Source organism: Streptomyces sp. NPDC058674 (genome assembly GCF_042716505.1).
Classification (GTDB): Bacteria; Actinomycetota; Actinomycetes; order Streptomycetales; family Streptomycetaceae; genus Streptomyces.
Genome location: NZ_JBHXSC010000050.1, coordinates 23,084 through 47,397 on the forward strand (window position 1 = coordinate 23,084; position 24,314 = coordinate 47,397).

The 24,314-nt window shown below is 72.2% G+C and carries 18 protein-coding genes and 1 tRNA gene; 14 read left to right on the forward strand and 5 right to left on the reverse strand.

Annotation, left to right across the window (positions count from 1 at the left end):
* Window positions 1-13: 13 nt before the first annotated feature.
* Genes ACFWU6_RS23615 through ACFWU6_RS23630 form a run of 4 tightly spaced genes read left to right on the forward strand, consistent with a single transcriptional unit; the run spans window position 14 to window position 10,036 of the window.
* Window positions 14-3,853 (forward strand): PglY protein, encoded by a 3,840-nt coding sequence (locus tag ACFWU6_RS23615; RefSeq protein WP_383982918.1) that lies wholly within the window; start codon window positions 14-16, stop codon window positions 3,851-3,853.
* A complete protein-coding gene (gene pglZ, locus ACFWU6_RS23620; RefSeq protein WP_383982920.1) occupies window positions 3,853-6,594 on the forward strand; it encodes a BREX-2 system phosphatase PglZ in 2,742 nt (913 codons plus the stop codon). Before ACFWU6_RS23615 ends, pglZ begins: the two co-directional genes overlap by 1 nt.
* Window positions 6,591-7,922, forward strand: coding sequence for a BREX system ATP-binding protein BrxD (gene brxD, locus ACFWU6_RS23625; RefSeq protein WP_383982922.1), 1,332 nt, complete (start codon window positions 6,591-6,593; stop codon window positions 7,920-7,922). Before pglZ ends, brxD begins: the two co-directional genes overlap by 4 nt.
* On the forward strand, window positions 7,919-10,036 hold the full coding sequence (locus ACFWU6_RS23630; protein ID WP_383982923.1) for a DEAD/DEAH box helicase: 2,118 nt from the start codon (window positions 7,919-7,921) through the stop codon (window positions 10,034-10,036). The genes brxD and ACFWU6_RS23630 overlap by 4 nt, the downstream gene beginning before the upstream one ends.
* Window positions 10,037-10,117: 81 nt before the next feature.
* Here ACFWU6_RS23630 and ACFWU6_RS23635 read toward each other — a convergent pair.
* A tRNA-Leu gene (locus ACFWU6_RS23635) sits at window positions 10,118-10,202 on the reverse strand.
* A 168-nt stretch (window positions 10,203-10,370) separates the two neighbouring features.
* On the opposite strand from ACFWU6_RS23635, the gene ACFWU6_RS23640 reads away from it, so the two are divergent.
* From ACFWU6_RS23640 to ACFWU6_RS23650, 3 genes are all read left to right on the forward strand, one after another.
* Complete coding sequence (locus ACFWU6_RS23640) at window positions 10,371-11,696, forward strand: M20/M25/M40 family metallo-hydrolase (RefSeq protein WP_383812605.1); 1,326 nt, start codon at window positions 10,371-10,373, stop codon at window positions 11,694-11,696.
* A 136-nt stretch (window positions 11,697-11,832) separates the two neighbouring features.
* Window positions 11,833-12,066, forward strand: coding sequence for a chaplin ChpH (gene chpH / locus ACFWU6_RS23645; protein WP_383812603.1), 234 nt, complete (start codon window positions 11,833-11,835; stop codon window positions 12,064-12,066).
* A gap of 157 nt (window positions 12,067-12,223) precedes the next feature.
* Complete coding sequence (locus ACFWU6_RS23650) at window positions 12,224-13,006, forward strand: chaplin family protein (protein WP_383982925.1); 783 nt, start codon at window positions 12,224-12,226, stop codon at window positions 13,004-13,006.
* Window positions 13,007-13,055: 49 nt separating this feature from the next.
* Here ACFWU6_RS23650 and ACFWU6_RS23655 read toward each other — a convergent pair whose 3' ends face one another.
* Window positions 13,056-13,244 carry a DUF5703 family protein gene (locus tag ACFWU6_RS23655; protein ID WP_283452490.1) on the reverse strand — a complete coding sequence of 63 codons (189 nt, stop codon included), beginning with the start codon at window positions 13,242-13,244 and terminating at the stop codon, window positions 13,056-13,058.
* Between the two features lie 47 nt (window positions 13,245-13,291).
* On the opposite strand from ACFWU6_RS23655, the gene ACFWU6_RS23660 reads away from it, so the two are divergent.
* Window positions 13,292-13,954: a hypothetical protein gene (locus tag ACFWU6_RS23660; protein ID WP_383982927.1), complete on the forward strand. Its 663-nt coding sequence runs from the start codon at window positions 13,292-13,294 to the stop codon at window positions 13,952-13,954.
* Between the two features lie 90 nt (window positions 13,955-14,044).
* On the opposite strand, the gene ACFWU6_RS23665 is transcribed toward ACFWU6_RS23660, so the two are convergent.
* Together ACFWU6_RS23665 and ACFWU6_RS23670 are read right to left on the reverse strand one after the other, a co-directional pair.
* Window positions 14,045-16,432 (reverse strand): ATP-binding domain-containing protein, encoded by a 2,388-nt coding sequence (locus ACFWU6_RS23665; protein WP_383982929.1) that lies wholly within the window; start codon window positions 16,430-16,432, stop codon window positions 14,045-14,047.
* On the reverse strand, window positions 16,429-17,412 hold the full coding sequence (locus tag ACFWU6_RS23670; protein WP_383806227.1) for an aldo/keto reductase: 984 nt from the start codon (window positions 17,410-17,412) through the stop codon (window positions 16,429-16,431). The genes ACFWU6_RS23665 and ACFWU6_RS23670 overlap by 4 nt, the downstream gene beginning before the upstream one ends.
* Window positions 17,413-17,518: 106 nt before the next feature.
* Between ACFWU6_RS23670 and ACFWU6_RS23675 the strand changes: the two genes are divergently transcribed.
* On the forward strand, window positions 17,519-18,568 hold the full coding sequence (locus ACFWU6_RS23675) for an LLM class F420-dependent oxidoreductase (protein ID WP_383982931.1): 1,050 nt from the start codon (window positions 17,519-17,521) through the stop codon (window positions 18,566-18,568).
* A gap of 231 nt (window positions 18,569-18,799) precedes the next feature.
* Entirely contained in the window at window positions 18,800-19,588 is a 789-nt protein-coding gene (locus ACFWU6_RS23680; protein WP_383806233.1) for a ferritin-like domain-containing protein, read from the forward strand.
* Window positions 19,589-19,668: 80 nt separating this feature from the next.
* Here ACFWU6_RS23680 and ACFWU6_RS23685 read toward each other — a convergent pair whose 3' ends face one another.
* Window positions 19,669-20,652 (reverse strand): magnesium and cobalt transport protein CorA, encoded by a 984-nt coding sequence (locus ACFWU6_RS23685; protein ID WP_383806236.1) that lies wholly within the window; start codon window positions 20,650-20,652, stop codon window positions 19,669-19,671.
* A gap of 62 nt (window positions 20,653-20,714) precedes the next feature.
* On the opposite strand from ACFWU6_RS23685, the gene ACFWU6_RS23690 reads away from it, so the two are divergent.
* The 4 genes from ACFWU6_RS23690 (at window position 20,715) to mshC (ending at window position 24,239) form a co-directional block, all read left to right on the forward strand.
* Window positions 20,715-21,419 carry a histidine phosphatase family protein gene (locus ACFWU6_RS23690; RefSeq protein WP_383806239.1) on the forward strand — a complete coding sequence of 235 codons (705 nt, stop codon included), beginning with the start codon at window positions 20,715-20,717 and terminating at the stop codon, window positions 21,417-21,419.
* Window positions 21,420-21,496: 77 nt separating this feature from the next.
* Window positions 21,497-22,087, forward strand: coding sequence for a DUF3090 domain-containing protein (locus tag ACFWU6_RS23695; RefSeq protein WP_383806243.1), 591 nt, complete (start codon window positions 21,497-21,499; stop codon window positions 22,085-22,087).
* Window positions 22,051-22,899 (forward strand): SCO1664 family protein, encoded by an 849-nt coding sequence (locus ACFWU6_RS23700; RefSeq protein ID WP_383982937.1) that lies wholly within the window; start codon window positions 22,051-22,053, stop codon window positions 22,897-22,899. Before ACFWU6_RS23695 ends, ACFWU6_RS23700 begins: the two co-directional genes overlap by 37 nt.
* A gap of 110 nt (window positions 22,900-23,009) precedes the next feature.
* On the forward strand, window positions 23,010-24,239 hold the full coding sequence (gene mshC, locus ACFWU6_RS23705; protein WP_383806246.1) for a cysteine--1-D-myo-inosityl 2-amino-2-deoxy-alpha-D-glucopyranoside ligase: 1,230 nt from the start codon (window positions 23,010-23,012) through the stop codon (window positions 24,237-24,239).
* The last annotated feature ends 75 nt before the right edge of the window (window positions 24,240-24,314 follow it).

Here is a 24,314-nt window from a genome sequence, read left to right on the forward strand (position 1 = left end):
GTGGGAGAAGCCGATGGCGGCGAGCGAGATTGTCCTGCGGGATGTCATCAACATCAAGGAAGACGTCCACGCGGGTGACTTCAAGGTCGAGCTGTCGGGCGGCTTCACCGAGACGGCTGCCCGGGTCGACGAGTACGTCGTCACCAAGCAGCTGCAGAAGGCATTCCGGGATGCGCTGGGCATCGTGCGAGGCGCGGTGCGCGGAGGCAAGCCCTACGCCGCCTACCTGCACGGATCCTTCGGCGCCGGTAAGAGCCACTTCCTGACCGTGCTCCACGCGATCCTGAGCAACGACCCGGCGGCCCGGTCCAAGCCGCGTCTGCAGGAGATCATCGCCGAGCACGACGACTGGCTGCGCGGCAAGCGGTTCCTCATGGCGCCCTACCACCTCGTGGGCGCGGCCAATCTCGACTCCGCCCTCCTGGGCGGCTATGTCGCCACTGTGCGCCGCCTCCACCCCGAGGCGCCCACCCCGGCCGTCTACCGCTCCGACTCGATGCTCGCCGACGCCGCCCGGCTGCGCGGCAGCATCGGCGACGACGCCTTCATCAAGCTGCTGCCCGCCGTCGACGGCGCAACCTCGGCCGCCTCCGACGAGGACGACGAGCTGGAGGTGATCGGAGCCGGCGGCTCCTGGTCCCCCGCGGAGCTCGACCGTGCCTTCGCCGCGCCCGCCGGGGACGCCCAGCGCGATCAGTTGGTGTCCTCCCTGCTGACCGGCCCCATGGCCTCCTACGCGGATGGCGCACGCGGCGACGCGCACGCCTTCGTACCGCTGGAGAACGGCCTGTCGATCATCTCCAAGCACGCGAAGTCCCTCGGCTACGACGGGATCGTGCTCTTCCTCGACGAGCTCATCCTCTGGCTCCAGGCCCATATGTCGCAGCGGGAGTTCGTGAACTCCGAGATCGGCAAACTGGTCAAGCTGATCGAGTCGGGCGACAGCGACCGACCCATTCCGATCGTCTCGTTCATCTCACGCCAGCGCGACCTGTCCCAGCTGGTCGGCGCTGATGTGATGGGCGCGGACGTGAAGAACATGGAGCAGCAGGTCCACTACCTGGCCGAGCGCTTCGAGACCGTCAGCCTGGAGGACCGCAACCTCCCGGAGATCATCAAGCAGCGCGTGCTCAGGCCGAAGCCCGGCCTGGAGCATGTCCTCGCCGGCGCGTTCTCCGATCTGGAGTCCACGAACGCGCAGGTCAAGGACGTACTGCTGGACGCCAACGGCGCCACGCACGCGGACTGGGAGGACTTCAAGGCCGTCTATCCGCTCTCGCCCGCCCTCCTCAACGTCCTCGTCGCCCTCTCCGGCGCACTCCAGCGGGAGCGGACCGGTCTCAAGCTCGTCCAGCAGCTGCTGGAGCGGTCCGCCGACGCACCCCTGGGCAAGCTGATCCCGCTCGGCGACCTGTGGGACGTACTGGCGGACAGCACCGGCGCGGCCTTCACCGACCGGCTCCGCAGCGAGGCCGAAGCGGCCCAGCGCTTCCACACCAAGGCGCGGGCGCACCTGCTGGAGAAGTACGGCTCCGAGGACAACGAAAAGTTCATCGCCGACGACCGCTTCGTCAAGACGCTGCTGCTGGCCGCCCTCGCCCCGGACGTCCCGGCGCTGAAGCGGCTCACCGGAACACGCCTCGCCGCCCTCAACCACGGCTCCGTGCGCTCGCGCACCGTGCAGGCGGGATCCCTGGTCGTCACCCGGATGCGGGAGCTCCAGGCCGAATTCGGCGAGATCCGCTCCGACGGCGAGCAGGACCCGGTCTTCACGCTGCACCTGTCCGACCTGGACATCGAGCCGCTGCTCGACGCCGTGGCCGAGGAGGACCGTCCCGGCGCCCGCCGGATCTGGGTCCGCGACCAGTTGTGGAAGGCCCTCGGGCTCAACGACAACGGGGCCTTCGTCTGTGAGCGCGAGATCGTCTGGCGCGGCACCCGGCGCACCGCCGAGTTCGTCTTCGAGAACGTGCGCGACCGGGCCCAGCTGCCCGACGAACAGTTCACGCCGAGCACCGAAGGCCGGATCCGGTTCATCCTCGACTACCCCTTCGACGACGGCGAGCACTTCCCGAGCGACGACTTCAATCGGGTCGAAGGCCTGCGCCGCGACGGGCTGGAGCAGCCCACCCTGGTCTGGCTGCCGTCGTTCTTCTCCGATCAGAAGAAGGCCCAGCTCGGCCGCCTCATCAAGATCAACTACCTGATGGAGCGGGACCGGCTCGACGACTACGCCGGCCACCTCGGCTCCGACGACCGGGCCCGCATTCGCCACCAGCTGGCCGCCACCCGCGACAACCTCACCTCGACGCTCACCGCCACCCTCGGCCAGCTGTACGGCATCGCCGGAGTGGACGAGGGCAGCGTCTCCGTCGAGGTCACCGAGGGGCAGCACCTCCTCTCCCTGTTCCCCGCGTACGCACGCCCCCAGCCGCTGGGGGGCAAGCCCTTCCAGGACAACCTGCTGCACCTGGCCGACGGCATGTTCGGCGCGCTCTACCCCAAGCACCCGGACTTCGACCGCCAGCGGGACCGCAAGCCCCTCACCCCCGCCGAACTGAAGGTAGCCCTCACCTGGATCGGGCGGGCGATGGACGACGGCCGACGGGTCGAGGTCGACAGCCATCAGATCAAGACCGTCAAGAAGATCGTCGAGCCGCTCGAGCTGGGCCAGGTCCACGACGGCCCCCTGGTGCTGCGCAACGACTGGCGCACCCGCATCGACCAGGCGGCCGCGCAGCACAAGGCCGGTCCGGATCTCGCGGTCGAGGACATCCGCGAGTGGATCTCCAAGGACCTCGGCTGGACCGGTCTCGACAAGAACGTCTCCAGCCTCGTCATCGCCACCTACGCGCTCCTCGGCGACCGGGCGTGGGTGTACCACGGCAACTCCGACACCCCGACCCCCGAACTGTCCGCGATCGGAGCGGGCTACGCGCTGCGTGCCCAGGAACTGCCGAGCGAGGAGGAGTACGCCGCGGCCCGCGAACGAGCTGCGAGGATCTTCGGCATCGCGGTGCAGCCCTCGCTCTTCGCCCGGAACGTCAACAAGCTGCACTCCGGGGTCCGCGCCGCCGTCGTGAAGTACGAAGCGGCGGTCAGCGGTCTACGCAAGTCGCTGGACAAGCATGCGGTCGCCCTGGGCATCGCCGACGGCCCGACCGACCGCGGCACGTCGCTGCGCGACGCGGCCGATCTGCTGGCCCGCCTGGACCGGCAGCACGACGCCACCGCCCTGGTCCGGGAGCTTGCCGCCGTCTCGTACGCAACGACCGACCAGGAGCTCGCCACTGCCGTCACAGCTGCCCCCGAGGTGCTCTCCGCACTCGACCAGGCGGACTGGTCCCTCCTCCACAGCGTGCGCGGCTTCGCCGGACGGCTCGACGGTGTCGGAGACAGGGCCGAGCGGCTCATCACACGGATTACCGAGGCCGCACGGGCCGGCGAGTTCGAGAAGTCGCTCGTACCCGTTCTCGCGGGCCTGCGCGAACAGGCCATCGCGATCGTCAACGACGCGGCACGGCTGGCCCAGGTTCCCGACTCGACCATCTCGCAGAAGCCCGTGGACCCCCGGGTGCCGGTTCAGCCGCACGAGCACGGCAAGCCGACGGAGCAGCCGACCGCCGACGACGTGCGGCTGACCGATCACGGCAACCCGTCCGTCCCGTCCGTACGCCGTCTCCTCGTGCACCTCGAACCGACGAAGGCAGAGGCCGTACTGGCCAAGGAGATCGACACCCTGCGTGACGAGATTCGCGCCTACTCCGAGGCACACCCCGGCGTGACCGTCGAGATCAGCTGGCATGTCGTCCCATCGGGCCCGGAGACCTCGACCGTCGGTGGGAGCGCCTGATGCCGATCCGACCCGTGGTGGGCCGTCGGATCATCGAGGCCCTGCTCGAGGCCGAGCTGGCGCGAGGCAGCGACCGGCGGCTCATTCTCGTCAACGCGCGCTACGAAACCGCCGGGACGGAGGACGAGTTCACCGCGAAGATCGGCGGACGGCAGCGCCGGGTCCATGTCACCGACCAGGACTCGGTGCTCGGTATCGCCGACGCCTGGGCGCGACTGGCGGACCGGTACGAGGACGGGCTGGTCGTCGTCACCAGCGGCGTGCCCACGGATCAGCTGGGCTGGGACGTCAAAGCGCACGCCGTACGCCGTCACACGCTCACGGTCGACCGCGCCGAGATCGTCAAGCAGCTCTTCGGCGCAACGGACCTTGACCCCCGTGTGTACGAAGCCGGGTGGCTTCTCGACGCACTGCTGGAGGCCGAACCTCATGACGGATGGCCGCGGGCCGGCGCCGTGCTCACCCTGGACACGGCCACCCGGTCACTCGTTGCCGTCCGCCTCGGTCTGGGGGACCCGGAGGCAGATTCCTCCGACCTCGACACGGACACCTTGCTGGCCTGGTCGGGAACGACCGCAGGGCCCATCCTCTTCAGTGAGCTCGGGGTGGCCGAACGCACGGGGATCGCGGCCTGGCTCACGCGGTCCGTCGGCCCTGCCGTGCCGACACTGTTGTCGCTCGTGGCCGACGGGCGGGGCGGGGACGCGATGCCGCTGGGGGCACTGGCCTCGGCTGTACGGGCGCCCGGAGCGTCCGATGCGGCCACGTTCGCTCTCGGGTCGCTCTTCGGCAGCGCCCTGAAGTCCTTCGACGACCTTGCGCCGTTCAGCAATGCGGTCACGGGCGTCCTGGCCCGGTGGATCACCGAGGCGGAAGGGGCGGGCCCGCACAGGACAGACGCCTTCGAGCGAGTCCTTGCTGTACTGGACCAGGCCGACGCCTTGGCGCACAAGGCGGGGCTGGGCGGAGCACTCGGCGAGGACCGGCTGCTGCCCTCCGGCTACAAGGCCAGGCTGCGCGGCCTCGCCGCTGCCCTTGAGCGCTCGCCCGGTGAAGCGGAAGCCGCACTGGAGCACTTGGAAGAACATCAGCTCTCCGGGCTCTACGAAGAGAGCACCACGACGGCCCGCATGGCCGTGCGCATGGCCCGCTGGCTCGCCGGACCGGCGCCGCAGGTGGAGTCCGTCCCACAGGCGGTACGCGAGCACTTCGCGTCCTGGGGCTGGGCAGACCGGGCGCTGGCCGTACTCGCAGAGGGCGACCCTGAGCGCGATCCCCTGCTGGGGCAGGCCTACCACCGTCTCATAGGAGCCGTGCGGGCCCGTAGGGCTGCGATCGACGAGCAGTTCGGAGCGCGGCTCGCTGCGTGGACGGAATTCGCACGGCAGCCGGAGGCGTCGGGCGGGGCGCTGCTCATCGAGGACGTCCTCAGCCGTGTGGCAGCGCCCCTCGCCCTCGAGAACTCCCGTCCACTCATCCTCGTACTCGACGGGATGAGCTCCTCGGTCGCGGTACAGCTGGGAGCCGAGCTGGACCGGCGGGTCTGGACCGAGATCGTCCCGAAGCCGGAGGGGGGACGCAGCCCCGCCCGGCAAGCCGCTGTGGCCATGCTGCCGACCGTCACCTCCATCAGCAGGGCCTCCCTGCTCGGCGGAGCGCCGACTCGGGGTGGGCAGTCGGCCGAGGACACGGGCTTCACGGCCTTCTGGAAGAAGCGGCACCGAACCGCGGTCTTGTTCCACAAGGGCGAGTTCGAAGGCGAGGCCGGACACCGGCTCGCCCCCCCGCTGCTGGAGGCGCTGGCCTCGGACAAAGTGGTGGGCGTCGTACTCAACACCATCGATGACGCCCTCGACCACGGGCAGCAGGGCGCACGCACCAGCTGGCACCTCAAGGACGTCAGCAAGCTGCCCGACCTCCTCAACGCCGCCCGCGACTACGGACGCCCCGTCCTGCTCGTCTCCGATCACGGCCATGTCATCGACCGCACGCCGGCCGGCCAAGGGCCGGTAGCCGCCCCCGGCGCCCAGTCGGCCCGCTGGCGGACGGGTAGCGCGGCCGACGGAGAGGTCGTGCTCGCCGGACCCCGCGTGCTGGAGGGCGGCGGCACGATCACCGCCCCGTGGCGGGAGGACATCCGCTACACCCCGCGCAAGGCCGGATACCACGGTGGAGCCGCACTCGCCGAGGTGACAGTCCCGGTCATCGCCCTGGTGCCGTCGGCGGAGCTCATCCCGAGTGGTTGGACGATCCTGCCGGGGGAGCGCATCGCTCCCGACTGGTGGCGTTCTGGTTCGACCGGGGAGGCCGTCCACACCGAGGCCGGGCAGCCCAGCACGAAGAAGCGCGGGAAGACCCCGCCGGCGCAGGGCGGCGAGGGACTCTTCGCGCGACGGGAGGTGGTCAGCGGACCCGACACGCTGGGCGAGAAGGCCGTCGTGACTGCGCAGTTCAAGGCTCAGCGCGAATTCGTCCGGCATGCACCCGCAGACAGGGCGGTCGCCGCCGTCATCGACGCGCTGGTCGATGCAGGCGGCAAGTTGTCGCCGGGTGCGGTTGCGGCCGCGGCACAGGCGGCCACGGGCAAGTCACAGCGCAACCCCGAGCGGTTCGTGACCGTGCTGCAACGGCTTCTCAACATCGACGGTTACGGAGTCGTCAGCCTCATCGAGGCGGGTCGGACCGTGGAGCTCAACAAAACGCTGCTCGAGCAGCAGTTCTTCGGGACAGGACAGCGATGATGCATCCGCACGAGGTCAGTGCCGCCCGGCGCCGGGACGTGATCGACGCGCTCCGCCGCGGCACCGTACCCCAGGCCGGGTTGGACCTCTTCGCGGTCGGCCTGGACCGGTTTGCTTCCGCCCTCGACGACGATCTGGCCACCGCTGCACGAGGAGGCGCCGCCTTCCACGCGATCCGCGGCGAGTACGGCTCCGGCAAGACGTTCTTCGCACGCTGGCTCGCGGAACGTGCCAAGCGGGCCGGCCTGGCGGCCAGCGAGGTACAGATCTCGGAGACGGAAACCCCGCTGCACCGGCTGGAGACCATCTACCGCAGGCTCACCGAGCGGTTGACCACCGCCACGCACCAACCGAGCGCGCTCCGCGCCGTCATCGACTCGTGGTTCTACACCCTGGAGGAGGAGCTCCTCGACGAGGGACAGATCGACGAGGACGACGATGAGGCCCTGGCCCAAGCGGTGGACGGGCTGATGGAGCGCAGACTCGCGGACGTTGCCCGCACGACGCCTGCGTTCTCCGCTGCCTTGCGCGGCTATCGCCAAGCCGTCTCAGCCGGAGACGGAGCCACGGCCGAGGCCTTGATCGCCTGGCTCGGTGGACAGAAGTCGGTGGCGGCCTCTGCCAAGCGCGGAGCGGGCGTACGCGGCGACCTCGACCACTTCGGAGCCCTGGGATTCCTCCAGGGCCTCCTGACCGTCCTGCGTGACTGCGGCCACCCTGGCCTCCTCCTCGTACTGGACGAAGTGGAGACGCTGCAGCGGGTACGTGGCGACGTACGCGAGAAGAGCCTCAACGCCTTGCGTCAGCTCCTCGACGAAATCGACGCCGGCCGCTTCCCCGGGTTGTTCCTCGTCATCACCGGAACCCCGGCTTTCTACGACGGACAGCAAGGCGTCCAGCGACTCCCTCCGCTCGCCCAGCGGCTTGCCACCGATTTCACCACCGACCCGCGATTCGACTCCCCCAGGGCGGTACAACTGCGACTGCCCGGCTTCGATCTGGCCGGACTGGGTGAACTCGGCCATCACGTCAGAGAGGTGTACGCGGGCGTGGCCCGCCACCCCCAGCGGGTTTCCGAGCGGGTCGACGATGCCTACCTCGCCGAGCTCGCCACAGCTGTTACCGGCAGTCTCGGCGGCAAAGTGGGTGTCGCTCCCAGGATCTACCTGCGCAAACTGGTTGCCGACGTACTGGACCGGGTCGACGAGCACGAGGACTTCGACCCGCGCCGCCACTACGCACTCACCGTCGGCCGCTCGGAGCTGAACGAAGTGGAGCGCAATGCGGCGGCAGGCACCGCTGACGACATCGAGCTGGAGCTCCCGTGAGCGCGGTCGACGCCCTTGACCCGGTGCTTACGCACCACATCGTCAACAGCCTCGGGTGGAAGGGGCTCCGACCGCTCCAGGAATCGTCGATCGACCCCTTGATGGCAGGTGAGGACGCCGTCCTCATCGCGCCGACGGCCGGAGGCAAGACGGAAGCCGCCGTCTTCCCCCTGCTGTCCCGGATGACGGCACAGGGTTGGAAGGGCACCTCGGTCCTCTACGTCTGCCCGCTGAAGGCCCTGCTCAACAACCTCTTGCCCCGCCTCGAGACGTACACCGGATGGATCGGTCGTACCGCGGCCCTCTGGCACGGGGACGTGGCCGCCGGCCGCCGGCGCCGCATCCTCACCGAACGGCCGGACGTCCTGCTGACCACTCCCGAATCCCTGGAGGCGATGCTGGTCAGCGCCAACGTCGACCACAGGGCGTTTTTCGCCGGACTGCACACCATCGTGGTCGACGAAGTCCACGCCTTCGCCGGGGACGACCGGGGATGGCACCTGCTGGCCGTGCTGGAGCGTCTCCAGCGGGTCGTGGGGCGCCCCGTTCAGCGGGTCGGGCTCTCTGCGACTGTCGGCAACCCGGAAGAGCTGCTCCACTGGCTGCAAGGCTCCGCGGCAGACAAGCGGCCCGCCCGCGTCATCGCCCCGCATCTCGCCGACCCGGTCCCTCCCGGTCCGCCCCCCGGGGATGTCCAGTTGGACTTCGTGGGTTCCCTCGACAATGCGGCCACCGTGATCGCGGCCCTGCACCGTGGGGAGAAGCGCCTGGTGTTCTGCGAGGCCCGGCGTACGGTCGAAGAGCTGGGCGAGAAACTTCGGCTGCGTGGCGTGACGACGTTCCTCTCTCACGCGTCCCTGTCCCTGGACGAACGCCGCCGCGCCGAAGAAGCCTTTGCCGAGGCGCGCGACTGTGTCATCGTCTCGACCAGCACGCTGGAACTCGGCATCGACGTCGGCGACCTGGACCGGGTGATCCAGATCGACGCCCCGTCCTCAGTAGCGTCGTTCCTCCAGCGGCTGGGACGTACTGGCCGGCGTCCGGACACCACACGCAACTGCCTTTTCCTCGCGCTGAGCGAGGAAGGCCTGCTTGCAGCCGCCGCCCTGCTCCTGCAGTGGTCCCGTGGATGGGTCGAACCTGTTGTCGCTCCGCCTGAGCCGCGCCACATCATGGCCCAGCAGCTCCTCGCGCTCTGCCTGCAGGAACACCGGGTCGGCGACCAGGTCTGGCAAGAGTGGTGGAACGACCTGGGGCCGTTCGGGCGCGGCGCGGAGCCGATTGTGCGTCACCTGGTGGACGAGGGCTACCTCGACCAGGACGGCGGCATGTTCTTCATCGGTCCGGAAGCGGAACGTCGCTTCGGGCACCGGCACTTCATGAACCTCACCGCAGTCTTCACGGCCCCGCCGGAGTTCACCGTCCTCCACGGCCGCACGGAGATCGGCAGGACTGATCCCGACCTGCTGACGGAGGAGGTTCAGGGGCCGCGCAAGCTGCTTCTCGCCGGACGCAGCTGGCTCGTCACCTACATCGACTGGAGTCGTAAGCGCTGCTTCGTCGAGCCCGCAGATGAAGGCGGCAAGGCGAAATGGAGCGGTTCGGGATACATGCGGGTCGCGTCCCTCGAGCTCACTCGCGCGATGAGAGACGTCCTGCTCGGTTCGGACCCCGAGGTCACCTTCACGAAACGTGCGGTCTCCGCTCTTGCCGAGGCTCGCACGCGCCACCTGGAGTACGTACACCCTGGGGGAACACTCATCACGCGTCGGGGTGAGGGAGACGTCCGGTGGTGGACATGGGCGGGTCACCGGACCAACGCGACGCTCGCGTCGACTCTCTCATCCGTAACTGCCCCGGGGCAGCGCGTGACGGACCAGTGGATCCGGCTCCGCGAGGACGTCACCGCTCCGCAGTTTCGGGCGGCGGCCACGCAGGGCTTCGGGACGCTGTGCTTGCCCGAGGTGAGCGAACGTGCGGTGCGGGGTCTGAAGTTCGCGGAGGCGCTGCCGCCACGCCTGGCTCAGGCCACGCTCGCGGCGCGGCTCGCCGATGAGGACGGCGCTCGCAGGGTGCTGGCGGAGTGTCCCAGATTCGTAGTCAAGGGTGACTGAGCGTGACGAATTCAGGGAGTCGCGGAAAACAGTGCGAGCCGTGACCTGGTGGTCACGGCTCGCACAAGCCTTTCGGCAAAGTGTCCGAGGGGGGACTTGAACCCCCACGCCCGATAAAGGGCACTAGCACCTCAAGCTAGCGCGTCTGCCATTCCGCCACCCGGACAAGGTGTCTGTCTCGCGTCCCTCGCGGGCCGTTCCGACGTGGAAAACATTACCAAACATTCCGGGGTCCCCGATCACACCCCCCGGCGGCCGGGGATCGCCCTTGGGGAGAACGGTCCGGGGGGGCGAGGATGGAGGCAGTCCGGTACTGATCACTGGGAGGAACAGCGTGAGCGAGTCGAGCGCGGGCAGGACCGTCTCCGGCGAGGACGAGGTCGTGGACCTCTGCCGGGACCTCATCCGGATCGACACCAGCAACTACGGGGACCACTCGGGCCCCGGCGAGCGCAAGGCGGCCGAGTGGGTCGCCGAGAAGCTCGCGGAGGTCGGGCTGGAGCCCCAGATCTTCGAATCCCACAAGGGGCGTGCCTCGACGGTGGCGCGGATCGAGGGCGAGGACCCGTCCCGGCCCGCACTGCTGATCCACGGACACACCGACGTGGTCCCGGCCAACGCCGCCGACTGGACCTACGACCCCTTCGCGGGCGAGATCGCCGACGGCTGCCTGTGGGGCCGCGGCGCCGTCGACATGAAGGACATGGACGCGATGACGCTGGCCGTCGTGCGCGACCGGATGCGCAGCGGGCGCAAGCCCCCGCGCGACATCGTGCTGGCCTTCCTCGCGGACGAGGAGGCCGGCGGGATCTACGGGGCCCGGCACCTCGTGGACAACCACCCGGGGCTGTTCGAGGGGGTCACCGAGGCCATCGGGGAGGTCGGCGGCTTCTCCTTCACCGTCAACGAGAACCTGCGCCTCTACCTGGTGGAGACGGCCCAGAAGGGCATGCACTGGATGCGCCTCACGGTGGAGGGCACCGCGGGCCACGGATCCATGACCAACAACGACAACGCCATCACGGAGCTGTGCGAGGCCGTGGGCCGGCTCGGCCGCCACCAGTGGCCGGTGCGCGTGACCAAGACCGTACGGTCCTTCCTGGACGAGCTCTCGGACGCGCTCGGCACCCCCCTGGACCCGGACAACATGGACGCCACGCTCGCCAAGCTCGGGGGCATCGCCAAGATGGTCGGCGCCACGCTGCGCAACTCGGCCGCCCCGACCATGCTCGGCGCCGGCTACAAGGTGAACGTCATCCCCGGGCAGGCCACGGCCCACGTGGACGGGCGCTTCCTGCCCGGCTACGAGGACGAGTTCTTCGCCGACCTCGACCGCATCCTCGGCCCGCGCGTGAAGCGCGAGGACGTGCACGCGGACAAGGCCCTGGAGACGGACTTCGACGGGAAGCTGGTCGACGCCATGCAGGGCGCGCTGCGGGCCGAGGACCCGATCGCGCGAGCGGTCCCGTACATGCTCTCCGGCGGCACCGACGCGAAGTCCTTCGACGACCTCGGGATCCGCTGCTTCGGCTTCGCGCCGCTCCAGCTGCCGCCGGAGCTGGACTTCGCCGGGATGTTCCACGGGGTGGACGAGCGGGTGCCGGTCGACGGCCTGAAGTTCGGTGTGCGGGTGCTCGACCGGTTCATCGACAACGCCTGACGCCCGGAAATCGGGAAGGTGTGCGGATTCCACTGAGAAGAGTGAATGCGCTCATACGCTCGTAGCCCCGGTGATCCCTCCTCGTTACAGGTGGTGCGGTCCGCGGCTGGGACCGCATTGCCTACTAGGAGGAACAATGATCAAGAAGGTTGTAGCCGCTGCGGCTGCCACTGGTGGCCTCGTTCTCGCGGGTGCGGGTCTGGCCGTCGCCGACGCGGGTGCCCAGGGTGCGGCCATCGGATCCCCCGGTGTCCTGTCCGGCAACGTCGTCCAGGTCCCGGTCCACGTTCCCGTGAACGTCTGCGGTAACACGATCTCCGTGATCGGCCTGCTGAACCCGGCCTTCGGCAACACCTGCGTCAACGCCTGACGCGTCTGAAGTCTTTGGGCCCCGGAACGCATTCCAGCGTTCCGGGGCCGCCGGGCTTTACGGCCCTTTTCCGATCTTCGGCATGCCGGGCGGGGAGCTTGTACGGCCGGGCCGCCGAGATCCCGCCCGAAACGTACACACCAGGGGACGAGCACAGATGCGACGACCGGCACAGGTCACCAGGAAGACCCTGATCACCATGGCGGCCGCGGGGGGTGTCCTCGCCCTGGGCGGGGGCCACGCCCACGCGGACTCGACGGCCTCGGGGCAGGCCGCGAACTCACCCGGACTGCTGTCGGGGAACCAGCTGCAGGCGCCCGTGGACGCGCCGGTGAACGCCTGCGGCAACACGGTGACGGTGGTGGGAGCCCTGAACCCGGCCTTCGGGAACCGCTGCGCGAACACCCCGTCGAAGCCGAACCCCCACCCGGGCAACCCGGGCACCCCCGGCCACCCGGGCAGCCCCGGCCACCCCGGTCACCCCGGCGGCGGGGACGAAGAGCCCTGCGACGACCACCCGGGCACGCCGGGCACGCCGGGCAACCCCGGTAACCCCGGTAACCCCGGTACGCCCGGTAACCCCGGCACCCCCGGTACGCCTGGCGACCCTGGCACGCCGGGCAACCCCGGCACGCCCGGCACCCCCGGTAACCCCGGCACCCCCGGTACGCCTGGCAACCCTGGCACCCCGGGTAACCCCGGCACCCCCGGTAATCCCGGCACCCCCGGTACGCCGGGCAACCCGGGTACCCCCGGAACGCCCACCCACCCGGGCACCGGCACCCCGGTCACGCATCCCGGCACGGGCCCCGGCACCAGCGAGGCCCCCGGGCTCGCCGCCACCGGCGCCGGGGGCGCGCTCACCGCGGGCCTCCCGATCGCCGGCGGCCTGCTGCTGGCCGGCACCGTGCTCTACCGGCGCGCCCGCGGCGCCGCCTGACGGCCCCCGGCGGTGCGGTCCCCGGACCCCGGGGACCGCACCGCCCACGTCACCAGGTCGCGCGGATCTGGCGGATGATCCGGCGGCGCAGCCGCACACGGCGGCTGCCGTCCCGGTGCAGCGTCAGGCGGTCGAGCTCCCAGTTCCCGTACTCGGCATGATCGGTCAGCAGGCGGGTCGCCTCCTTGCGGGGGACGCCGCGGGGCACGTACACGTCGACAAATTCGTATTCCGGCATCGCATCTATTGTGCGGGCAGAGCCCTGCTACGGATAGCGTCTCCCCTATGTCTGATGCCGCTCTGCCCACTGTTGCCGAGGTCCGTGCCGCCGCCGAGGCGGTCAAGGCCGCTCTCGACCGCCACCTCGCCGCGGTCGAGCGCAGGACCGGGGACGAGGACCCGGACGTCTACGCCGCGTTCAACGAACTCGCCGCGGCCGCCGAGGAGTACGACGAGCTCCTCTACGACCGGTACGACGAGGTCACCCCCTTCGAGATCCCCACGCCCGAGGACGGCGTCCCGTACGCCGGCCCCGCCGATCCCACGGCCTTCAGCGTGCTCATCCGGCGGGACTACGCCGTCGTCGAGCCGCAGCGGCTGATCGCCCAGGCCGAACGCGTCGTCGCACACGACCGCGATGCCGAGCCCGTCCACGACGGCGGTACCGCAGGCGCCCTGGGCGTGCTCTTCGGGGAGTACGAGCCGGACGAGATCGCCTCCCGCTACAAGGAGTTCGGCCTGGAGGAGGGGGACTCCACGCTCTGGATCGCGGCCTCCGAGGAGGTGGCGGAACCGGGGGAGTGGCTCAACTCGCCCTTCGAGCACGCCGCTCCGGAGGACGTCCTGCACCGGTTCGACGTCAGCTCCGTGTTCGACGAGGAGACCGACGAGTTCGACGAGGACGAAGAGGAAGAGGAAGAGGTCGAGCCGGGGCTGGCCCCGGCCTAGGCCGGCCGCCCCGGCCGGGACCCGGGCCGTGGCTCTCCCCGCCGGGGGCGGGAGAGCCACGGCCTTCCGCGTGCGTCCGGCCGCCGCGGCCTACTGGGGCTGTTCCCGCGCGGACGCCGCCAGCGCGGTCAGCAGCCCCGTCAGCCGGGTCGTACGGGGCTTCGGCAGCACCTCCGCCACCGCGCGCGGCAGTGCCTGGTCGACGCCGTGCACCACGGACAGGTGCCGCTCCGCGCGGCCGAAGGCGGTGTACACCCAGTCGCGTGACAGCCCCTCCGCCGCGTCGCCGGGCAGCACGGCGACCACCGCCGGCCAGCGCGTCCCCACGGCCTGGTGCGCCGTCACCGCCCAGCCGTGCCGTACCTGGGACTCCACCAGCTCCTTCGGTACGACCACCCGCGCGCCCGCACGGTCCAGGTGCAGCCCCTCCGCGTCGGCCGACACCACCCGCGCGGGCAGGGCCCGCCCGGGAGCGGGCACGTGGACGACCCGGTCGCCCGGGTCGAAGCCGCCGAACCGGCCGGGGCCCGGGTTCAGCCGCTCCTTCAGGGCGGAGTTCAGGGCCCGGGTACCGGCGGACCCGCCGTGGCCCGGGGTGATGACCTGGACGCTGTCCGCGGGGATACCGAAGGCCCGCGGCACCGATTCCGCCACCAGCTGCACCGCGCGGTGCACCGCCTCCCCGGCGTCGCGCACCGGGACGATGACGACCTCCTTGCCGGGGGCGTCGACCTGGTGGAGCTCCCCGATCCCGATCCCCGAGACCAGCTCGCCGAGCGGGCCCGGATCGGGGGTGCGGGAGACCAGCGCGGGGCAGGTGCGGGCCGCGAGCACGTCGGCGAACACCCGGCCGGCCCCGGCGGACCCGAGCACCCCGGTGTCGCCGGACAGCACCAGCCGCGCCCCGTCCGGAACCGACTCCACCAGCGCGGCCGCGGTCTCCACGTCCAGCTGCGGGGCGTCCAGCACCACCAGCAGGTCCAGGGCGAACCGCCCGTCGGCGTCCCGTCCGGGGCCCTCCGCCCCGGACAGCAGCCCCGCCACCGTCACGGAATCCGGGCCGCCGGCCGCGTGCGCCGCCAGGCAGGCGCGCAGACCCCGCTCCCGGGCGGCCGCCAGCAGGGCGAGCGGCTCCGCGCGGGCGGCCTCGCCGCCGGTGTGGGTGACCAGGCCGTTGGCCGCGACGGCCCGGATCAGCTCGGCTGCCGGTCCGGTGGCGGCCGGCTCCCAGTCGGCGGGGCCTTCGAAGGTGCTGGCGATGCGGGCCAGGCCGTCGGCCAGGCTCTCCTCGGCCATCGCGGGGCCCTCCAGACCCACGAGCACCCGTACGGGCTGCTCCGCGTCCTCCTCCGCGGGCGGCGGGCCCAGCGGCTCGTGGAACACCAGCACCGAGCCCTCGGCGATCGCCAGCTCCAACGCTCCGGCGGGGTCCGGGACGCCGTACTGGGCCAGGGCCTTCTCCAGCACCGGGGCCTCCAGCGCGGTGTGTCCCTTGACGCCCGCCTGCACCAGGAGCCAGCCCACCAGGGCGGCGGTCCGGCGCTCGTCCCCGGGGCCGGCCTCCGAGCCGAGCAGCGCGCGGGCGAAGCCGTCCGCCTGCGCCGGGCGTACGGCGGGGACCGCCAGGAGCCGCCAGGGATTGTCGGCCAGCTCCGCGGCGGCGCCGTCGCCCAGGGCCGCGGCGGCGGGTGCGGCGAGCGCCTCGGGGGCACCGCCGCGGGCCAGGACGGCGCGTACGGCCTCGACGGTCGCGGCTTCGGCGGCCTGCGGCGCGGGCGCGGGGACCGGCGCGGGCGTGCGCGGGGCCGGGGCGGAGGCCGCCTTGCGGGGCGCGGCCGGACCATCGTCGAAGTACACGGACGGGGGCTTCGCCCCGCCCTCCACGGCCCGGACGGCCGCCAGGAGGTCGGCGGCCGTCCCGCTGAGCTTCGCCCCGGCCTCCACGGGCCCGTCCCGCTCGGCCTTGCGGCGGGCGATGCGCTCCCGCTCGACCTTCTGGGCGGCCAACTCGGCCTGGGCCTCGCTCAGCCCGGGAGGCGCTTCGCCCGCGCCGCCCGGCGCCGCGGGCGCCGCGGCGCCGGCCTCCGCGCCGTCCTCCACCGCGGGAGCCTCCGCGCCGCCTTCCGCGCCGTCCTGCGCGCCGTCCTCCGCCCCTGCGGGCGCCTCCGCGCCGTCCTGCGCCGCGGGCGTCTGCGCGCCGGTGTCCCCGGCGTCGTCCGCCGGGTCTTCCGCGGGCACCGCGGCGGCCTCCACCGGGATCGGCCCGGTGTCCTGCGCGCCCCCGGGGCCGTCGGCGCAGCCGCCGTCCTCCGCAACGGGCCCGCCGGGGGCGGCGGTCTCGTGGGCCCGGTCCCCGTCGGCGGGGACGTCGGTCCCGGCGGGGTCCGCCGGGGCGGTCTCGGATGCCGTGGGACCCTCCGGGCCGACGGTGCCGTCGGCGGGCTCCTCGGGGGTGTCCGTGGCGGGGTCCGTGCTCACAGCGTGCTCCAGTCCTGGTCGGGGTAGCGGTGCACGGGCGCCGAAACGTCGTCCAGGGCCCGGCAGATCTCCACCGGAAGACTAAGGGCCTCCACCGACAGCGCCGCCGCGAGCTGCGCCGAGGTCCGCGCGCCGACGATGGGGGCGACCACCCCCGGCCGGTCCCGCAGCCACGCCAGCGCCACGTGGAGCGGGGTCACCGCCAGTCCCTGCGCCGCCGTGGCCACCGCGTCCACGATCCGGCCCGAGGCCTCGTCCAGGTACGGCGCCACCAGGGCGGCCAGGGCCTCCGACGCGCCCCGGGAGTCCGTCGGGGCGCCGCCCCGGTACTTGCCCGTCAGGACGCCGCGCCCCAGCGGGGAGGACGGCAGCAGGCCGATCCCGAGGTCCAGCGCGGCCGGCAGGACCTCCCGCTCCACGCCCCGCTGGAGCAGGGAGTACTCCATCTGGGTCGAGGCGATCCTGGTCCGCACCCCGGGCGCCGCGAGCTGCCAGGTGGCCGCCTTCGCGAGCTGCCAGCCGCAGAAGCCGGCCACGCCCGCGTACCGGGCGCGGCCGCTGCTCACGGCCAGGTCGAGCGCCTGCAGGGTCTCCTCCAGCGGGGTCGCCGGATCGAAGGCGTGGACCTGCCAGAGGTCCACGTAGTCGGTGCCCAGCCGCTCGAGGGAGGCGTCGAGGGCGGCCAGGAGGTGCCCGCGCGAGCCGTCGAAGCGCCGGTCCGGATCGGGCACGCTCCCGGCCTTGGTGGCGATCACCAGGTCCCGGCGGGGGACGAGCCCGTCGATCAGCCGGCCGAGGAGGTACTCCGCCTCCCCGCCCCCGTACACGTCGGCCGTGTCGACGAGCGTGCCGCCCGCCTCCCAGAAGGCCTTCACCTGCCCGGCGGCGGCTTCCTCACCGGTGTCGCGACCCCAGGTCAGGGTGCCGAGGCCGATCCGGGAGACGCGCAGTCCGGTGCGGCCGAGATGCCTCTGCTCCATGAGCGCTGAGACTACTGGGGCACTGCCGCGGGGGAGCCTGGCGCGCTACAGTCCCCCGCAGACCCACGTTACTCATGGGTACACCGGTACTGCGTAAGGGGACGACATGCGGCTCGGCATCAATCTCGGCTACTGGGGTGCGGGCATGGACGCCGACAACCTCGCCGTCGCCCAGGAGGCCGACCGCCTCGGCTACGACGTCTGCTGGGCTGCGGAGGCCTACGGTTCGGACGCCCCGACCGTGCTCGCCTGGGTGGCCGCCCAGACCGAGCGGATCGACGTCGGCTCGGCGATCCTCCAGATCCCGGCCCGCCAGCCCGCGATGACGGCCATGACGGCCGCCACCCTCGACTCCCTCACCAAGGGCCGCTTCCGGCTCGGCCTCGGCGTCTCCGGCCCGCAGGTCTCCGAAGGCTGGTACGGCGTCAAGTTCGACAAGCCGCTCGCGCGGACCCGGGAGTACGTCGAGATCGTCCGCAAGGCGATGACCCGCGAGCGCCTCTCCTACGAAGGCGAGCACTGGACGCTGCCGCTCCCCGACGGCCCGGGCAAGCCGCTCAAGCTCACCGTGCACCCCGAGCGCGAGCACATCCCGCTCTACATCGCCGCCATCGGGCCGAAGAACCTGGAGCAGACCGGCGAGATCGCCGACGGCGCGCTGCTGATCTTCCCGGCCGCCGAGCACCTGGAGGCCACCGCGCTCACCCACATCCGGGCGGGACGCGAGAAGGCCGGGCTCACCATGGACGGCTTCGACGTCTGCCCGACCGTGCCGCTGGCCCTGGGCGAGGACGTGCACGCGCTCGCGGACGTGTTCCGCCCGTACACCGCCCTGTACGTGGGCGGCATGGGCAGCAGGAAGCAGAACTTCTACAACCAGCTGGCCCGGCGCATGGGCTACGAGAAGGAAGCCGCCGAGATCCAGGACAAGTACCTGGCCGGCGACAAGACGGGCGCGGCCGCGGCCGTCCCGCACTCGCTGATCGACTCGACGGCCCTGCTCGGCCCCGTCGAGCGGATCGCGGACGGGATGCGGGCCTACGCGGAGGCCGGGGTCACCACCCTCACGCTCGCACCGGCCGGGTTCACCCGGGAGGAGCGCCTCGCCGCCCTGCGCGCCGGCACCGAGGCCATGGAGCACGCGGGCCTCGCCTGACGGCGGGGGGCGCCGAGACCGCGGAAGACGCCTGACCGGCGGGGGCGCCGAGGAGGTTTCTGCGGCCGTGGTGGGGGCTCGGGGGGTCTTCCCCGCCACGGCCGACACAGCCAACAACGCCCCGGGACCCCGCCGGGTTACGCGCCGCGGCCGATCGCCCGGTTCGTTCATTCGGACGAGTCGGGCGACCCCACGGTTGCCCGCTCCCGCGAGCGGCGTTTGACTCGGTGCATGCTCTCTGCCCGCAGCCTGTTCCGGGAGATCGTCGACCACGACGACTCCTTCCGACTGTTCTGCTCCATCGCCGCCAGCGGGGAGTCCCAGGGCGGCTGGGAGAACGCACGCATCGCGGCCCTGGTGCCGGACGGCATGCGCGACCTCGCACCCAAGATCACCCGGCACGGCGCCGACGAGGACAAGCACGGACGGATCTTCGACGCCCTGCTCCGCAAACGCGGCCTGTCGCCCGTCCCCGTGCCGCCCGCGACCGACTACACGATGCTGCTGGAGCGGCGCGGCATCGGCCTGGCGCACCACAAGCTCCGCCGCGACGAGGCGCTGACCGAGAAGGACGTCGTCGTCTACCTCGCGCACAGCCGGGTCACCGAACAGCGCGCCGCCGACCAGATGGCCATGCTGGTCCGGTACTTCGGCGGCGACCCCGAGGTGGGCCGGGCCGTCCGCATGATCAGCCACGACGAGGACAACCACCTCGCCTACTGCCACGAGGAGCTCCTGCGCCTGGCCCGCGCCGGCCACGGCCGGACCATCCAGCGGGTGCTCCGCGAGAGCGCGCTCGCCGAGATCGGCGTCTACCGGGACGTGAGCCTGGCCGTCATGGACCACATGGGGCGGCTGCTGGGATGGCCCGCGCCGAAGGCGGCCGCACTCGCCGCCGGCATCCGGGCGCTGCACGCGTACGAGCGCTTCAGCGGGTGGCACCGCATGGTGGACCTGCGGATGCCGCAGCGGCGCGACGCCCTGGGCGGCGCCCCGGTCGGCGCACCCGGGTTCGCCTAGGTCCTGTCGTCAAAGGAGCGCCGGGGGCCAGGCGGGACTTTCACGACAGGGCCCGGTGCCGCCGGGCGGGCCGCCGCCCGCTACAGCCAGCCCCGGCGCTTGAACATCCGGTGCAGGCCCAGACACAGGCCCGCCATCAGCAGCAGGACCGCCGGATAGCCCCAGGTGTGCCTGAGCTCCGGCATGTGGTCGAAGTTCATCCCGTAGATCCCCGCCACCATCGTGGGGACCGCCGCCATCGCCGCCCAGGCGGAGATCTTGCGCATGTCGTCGTTCTGCCGGACGCCCATCTGAGCCAGGTGAGCGGCGAGCGCGTCCGACAGCAGCCGGTCCAGGCCCTCGATGTACTCGTTCGCCTTGGTCAGGTGGTCGGCCACGTCGCGGAAGAACGGCTGGGACCGCTCGTGGACGAAGGGCACGCTGCCGAGGGCCAGCCGGTCCATCGGCTGGAGCAGCGGACTCGTCGCCCGGCGGAACTCCAGCACCTGGCGCTTGAAGGCGTAGATCCGGGCGGCGGTGTTCTTGGTGTCCGAGGCGTTCGGCGCGAACACCTCGGCCTCCAGCTCCTCCAGGTCCACCTGGAGTTCTGCGGCCACCTCGATGTAGTGGTCCACCACGGCGTCGGACACCGCGTACAGCACCGCGGTCGGCCCGTGGCGCAGGACGTCCGGCTCCTGTTCCAGCCGGTGCCGCACGGCGGCCAGCGGGGCCCCCTCCCCGTGCCGGACGGTGACGACGAAGGCGTCGCCGATGAAGACCATCAGCTCGCCCGCCGAGACCGTGTCGGCGGCGTCGTCGTACCGGACCGGCTTGAGGACCACGAACAGCGAGTCGTCGTACACCTCCAGCTTGGGCCGCTGGTGCGCGGTGAGGGCGTCCTCCACCGCCAGCGGGTGCAGCCCGAACTCCCGGCGGACGTGGTCGAACTCCTTCTCCGACGGCTCGTGCATGCCGACCCAGAGGAAGGCGTCGCCGGCCGATCGGGCTTCGCCGAGGGCGTCCGAGAAGTCCTGGGGAGCCTCGGACCGGCGGCCTTTCCGGTACATCGCGCAGTCCACGATCACGCGGGCATTCTCGCCCGCCGGTGGCCGGCCCGCACGCCGGGCGCACCCCTTACCCTTGCGCCATGGCCACGCTGATCCTCGTACGACACGGGCGGTCCACCGCCAACACCGCAGGGCTGCTCGCCGGATGGACACCCGGGGTCGCCCTCGACGAGCGCGGCGCGGAGCAGGCCGCCGCCCTGCCCGGACGGCTGGCGGGGGTGCCGCTCGCCGCCGCCGTCTCCAGCCCGCTGCAGCGCTGCCAGGAGACCCTCGCACCCCTGCTGGCGGCCCGGCCGGAGCTGGAGCTGCACACCGACGAGCGGATCGGCGAGTGCCACTACGGCGACTGGTCCGGCCGCAAACTCTCCGAGCTGTCCGACGAGCCGCTGATGAAGATCGTCCAGCAGCACCCCTCGGCCGCGGCCTTCCCCGGGGGCGAGTCCATGCGGGCCATGCAGGCCCGCGCCGTGGACGCCGTACGGGAGTGGAACGCGCGGATCGAGGAGGAGCACGGGAGCGGGGCCGTCTTCCTGATGTGCTCGCACGGCGACATCATCAAGTCCCTGGTCGCCGACGCCCTGGGCATGCACTTGGACCTCTTCCAGCGCATCCACGTCGATCCGTGCTCGGTCACCGCCGTCCGCTACACGCCGACCCGGCCGTTCGTCTTCCGGCTCGGGGACACCGGCGACCTCGGCTCCCTCGTGCCGCACCCGCCCACCGGGGACAAAGACGCCGAAGACGGCGGGAACGCCGTCGTGGGGGGCGGCGCGGGCGCGGTGTGATCCAACGGCGCAGTAGGGTGGACGGGCCGACACCAGGGCGCAGACCTGCCCCTGCCGCCGAGACTTGGAGACTGGACGTGCCCCGTCAGGTGTTCCTCTACGACCCCCCGGACCGCTTCGTGGCCGGCACGGTCGGCCTTCCGGGACGCCGTACGTTCTTCCTGCAGGCCTCCTCCGGTCCCCGCGTCACCAGCGTCTCCCTGGAGAAGACCCAGGTCGCGGCGCTGGCCGAGCGGATGGACGAGCTGCTGGACGAGGTCGTGCGGCGCACCGGGGGCAACGCCCCGGTCCCGGCCGTGGCCCCCGCTGAGGCCGCCGACACCGCGCCCCTGGACGTCCCGGTCGACGAGGAGTTCCGCGTCGGCACCATGGCCCTGGCCTGGGACGGCGAGGAGCAGCGGATGATCGTGGAGGCGCAGGCCCTGGTGGAGCTCGACCCCGACTCCGACGAGGACCTCGCCGACGCCGAGGAGCGGCTGCTCCAGGACGAGGAGAACGGTCCGCCGATGCTGCGGGTGCGCCTCAGCGGCGCCCAGGCCCGCGCCTTCGCCAAGCGGGCGCTGGACGTGGTCAACGCCGGCCGCCCGCCGTGCCCGCTGTGCAGCCTGCCCCTGGACCCGGAGGGGCACGTCTGCCCGCGCCAGAACGGCTACCGGCGCCAGGCGTGACCGCCACGGGGGAACAAGAGGAACTGCTCGCCCGGGGCGAGCTGACCGTCGTCGGCCGCATCCGCGAGGCCTCCAACGCCGTCCTGCTGTGCACGGTGGCGTACGGGGGCGTCACGGCCGACTGCGTGTACAAGCCGGTGAAGGGCGAGCGCCCGCTGTGGGACTTCCCGGACGGGAGCCTCGCCCAGCGCGAGGTCGCCGCCTACCTGGTCTCCGAGGCCACCGGGTGGGGCCTCGTCCCGGCGACCGTGCTGCGTGACGGGCCGTACGGCGAGGGCATGGTCCAGCGCTGGATCGACGCGGCCGAAGAGGACGGGGCCGCCCCGGCGGGCGGCCTCCTCGCCCTCGTCGAGGGCGAGGAGGCGGGGGAGGGCTGGAAGCCCGTCGCGCTGGCCGAGGTCGGCGAGGGCCGCACCGCCCTGCTCGTGCACGCCGACGACGAGCGGCTGCGCCGCCTCTCCGTCCTCGACGCCGTGATCAACAACGGCGACCGCAAGGGCGGCCACCTGCTGCCCGCCGCCGACGGGCGCCTCTACGGCATCGACCACGGCGTGACCTTCCACACGGAGGACAAGCTGCGCACTCTCCTGTGGGGGTGGGCGGGGGAGCCGCTGACGGACGAGGCCCGCGCGGTGCTCGCCACGCTCGCCGCGGAACTGGCCGACGGGGCGCCGCTCGCCACCCGGCTGGCGGAACTGATCACGGCGGTCGAGCTGGCCGCCGTACGGGGCCGCGTGGAGCAGCTGCTGCGTACGGGGACCCACCCGGAGCCGTCGGGGCAGTGGCCCTCGATCCCCTGGCCACCGGTGTGAACCAGCCACGTGCGGCAGGCACAGAACCGGCCAGACCGCAAGGGTGCCGATCAGGACAACAGTGCTGGTCCGGTTCGTTTCCGGAACAGGCGTCCGGTTACGCTCGACGCATGCATGCCTGGCCCGCTTCTGAGGTCCCCGCCCTGCCTGGCAAGGGCCGCGACCTCACGATCCACGACACCGCGACCCAGGGGACGATCACCCTCGCCCCCGGTCCCGTCGCCCGAATCTACGTGTGCGGCATCACGCCGTACGACGCGACCCACATCGGTCACGCGGCGACCTACAACGCGTTCGACCTCGTGCAGCGCGTGTGGCTCGACACCAAGCGGCAGGTCCACTACGTCCAGAACGTCACGGACGTCGACGACCCGCTCCTGGAGCGGGCCCGGCGCGACGGCCACGACTGGACCGAGCTGGCGCAGCGCGAGACCGCGCTCTTCCGCGAGGACATGACCGCCCTGCGGATGCTGCCGCCGCAGCACTACATCGGCGCCGTCGAGGCCATACCCGGCATCGTGCCGCTGGTCGAGCGGCTCCGGGACGCGGGCGCCGCGTACGAGCTGGACGGGGACGTCTACTTCTCCGTCGAGTCCGACCCGCACTTCGGGGGCGTCTCGAACCTCGACGCCGACGCGATGCGGCTGCTGTCCGCCGAGCGCGGCGGCGACCCGGAGCGCCCGGGCAAGAAGAACCCGCTCGACCCGATGCTGTGGATGGCCGCCCGTCCGGGCGAGCCGAGCTGGGACGGCGGCTCGCTGGGCCGCGGCCGGCCGGGCTGGCACATCGAGTGCGTCGCCATCGCCCTGGACCACCTGGGCATGGGCTTCGACATCCAGGGCGGCGGCTCGGACCTGGCGTTCCCGCACCACGAGATGGGCGCCTCGCACGCCCAGGTGCTGACGGGCGAGTTCCCGATGGCCGCGGCGTACGTACACGCCGGCATGGTGGGCCTGGGCGGCGAGAAGATGTCGAAGTCCCGCGGCAACCTCGTCTTCGTGTCCGCGCTGCGGCGCGCCGGGGTCGACCCGGCCGCGATCCGCCTCGCACTGCTGTCCCGCCACTACCGGGCCGACTGGGAGTGGACGGACGAGGTCCTCGCCGAGGCGGTGGCCCGCCTGGAGCGCTGGCGCGCCGCCGTCTCCCGGCCGGACGGCCTTCCGGCGGACGCCCTGGTCGAGGAGGTCCGCGAGGCCCTCTCGAACGACCTGGACGCCCCGGCCGCGCTGGCCGCGGTGGACCGCTGGGTGGAACTCCAGCTGGCCTCGGGCGGCGACGACGAATCGGCCCCGGGCCTGGTCTCCCGAACGGTGGACGCCCTCCTGGGCGTGGCCCTGTAGGCACCGCGCGGTACGGACGGGCCGCCCCCCGGGGCGGCCCGTCCGGCGTCCGGGCGCCGAACGGGGGCGCGACCC

Coding starts and splice junctions, on each gene's coding strand:
- chpH (WP_383812603.1), top strand. CDS start 11,833: ATGATCAAGAAGGTTGTAGCCGCTGCGGCTGCCACTGGTGGCCTCGTT.
- ACFWU6_RS23650 (WP_383982925.1), top strand. CDS start 12,224: ATGCGACGACCGGCACAGGTCACCAGGAAGACCCTGATCACCATGGCG.
- ACFWU6_RS23670 (WP_383806227.1), bottom strand. CDS start 17,412: ATGGAGCAGAGGCATCTCGGCCGCACCGGACTGCGCGTCTCCCGGATC.
- ACFWU6_RS23690 (WP_383806239.1), top strand. CDS start 20,715: ATGGCCACGCTGATCCTCGTACGACACGGGCGGTCCACCGCCAACACC.
- pglZ (WP_383982920.1), top strand. CDS start 3,853: ATGCCGATCCGACCCGTGGTGGGCCGTCGGATCATCGAGGCCCTGCTC.
- ACFWU6_RS23680 (WP_383806233.1), top strand. CDS start 18,800: ATGCTCTCTGCCCGCAGCCTGTTCCGGGAGATCGTCGACCACGACGAC.
- mshC (WP_383806246.1), top strand. CDS start 23,010: ATGCATGCCTGGCCCGCTTCTGAGGTCCCCGCCCTGCCTGGCAAGGGC.
- ACFWU6_RS23660 (WP_383982927.1), top strand. CDS start 13,292: ATGTCTGATGCCGCTCTGCCCACTGTTGCCGAGGTCCGTGCCGCCGCC.
- ACFWU6_RS23655 (WP_283452490.1), bottom strand. CDS start 13,244: ATGCCGGAATACGAATTTGTCGACGTGTACGTGCCCCGCGGCGTCCCC.
- brxD (WP_383982922.1), top strand. CDS start 6,591: ATGATGCATCCGCACGAGGTCAGTGCCGCCCGGCGCCGGGACGTGATC.
- ACFWU6_RS23615 (WP_383982918.1), top strand. CDS start 14: ATGGCGGCGAGCGAGATTGTCCTGCGGGATGTCATCAACATCAAGGAA.
- ACFWU6_RS23675 (WP_383982931.1), top strand. CDS start 17,519: ATGCGGCTCGGCATCAATCTCGGCTACTGGGGTGCGGGCATGGACGCC.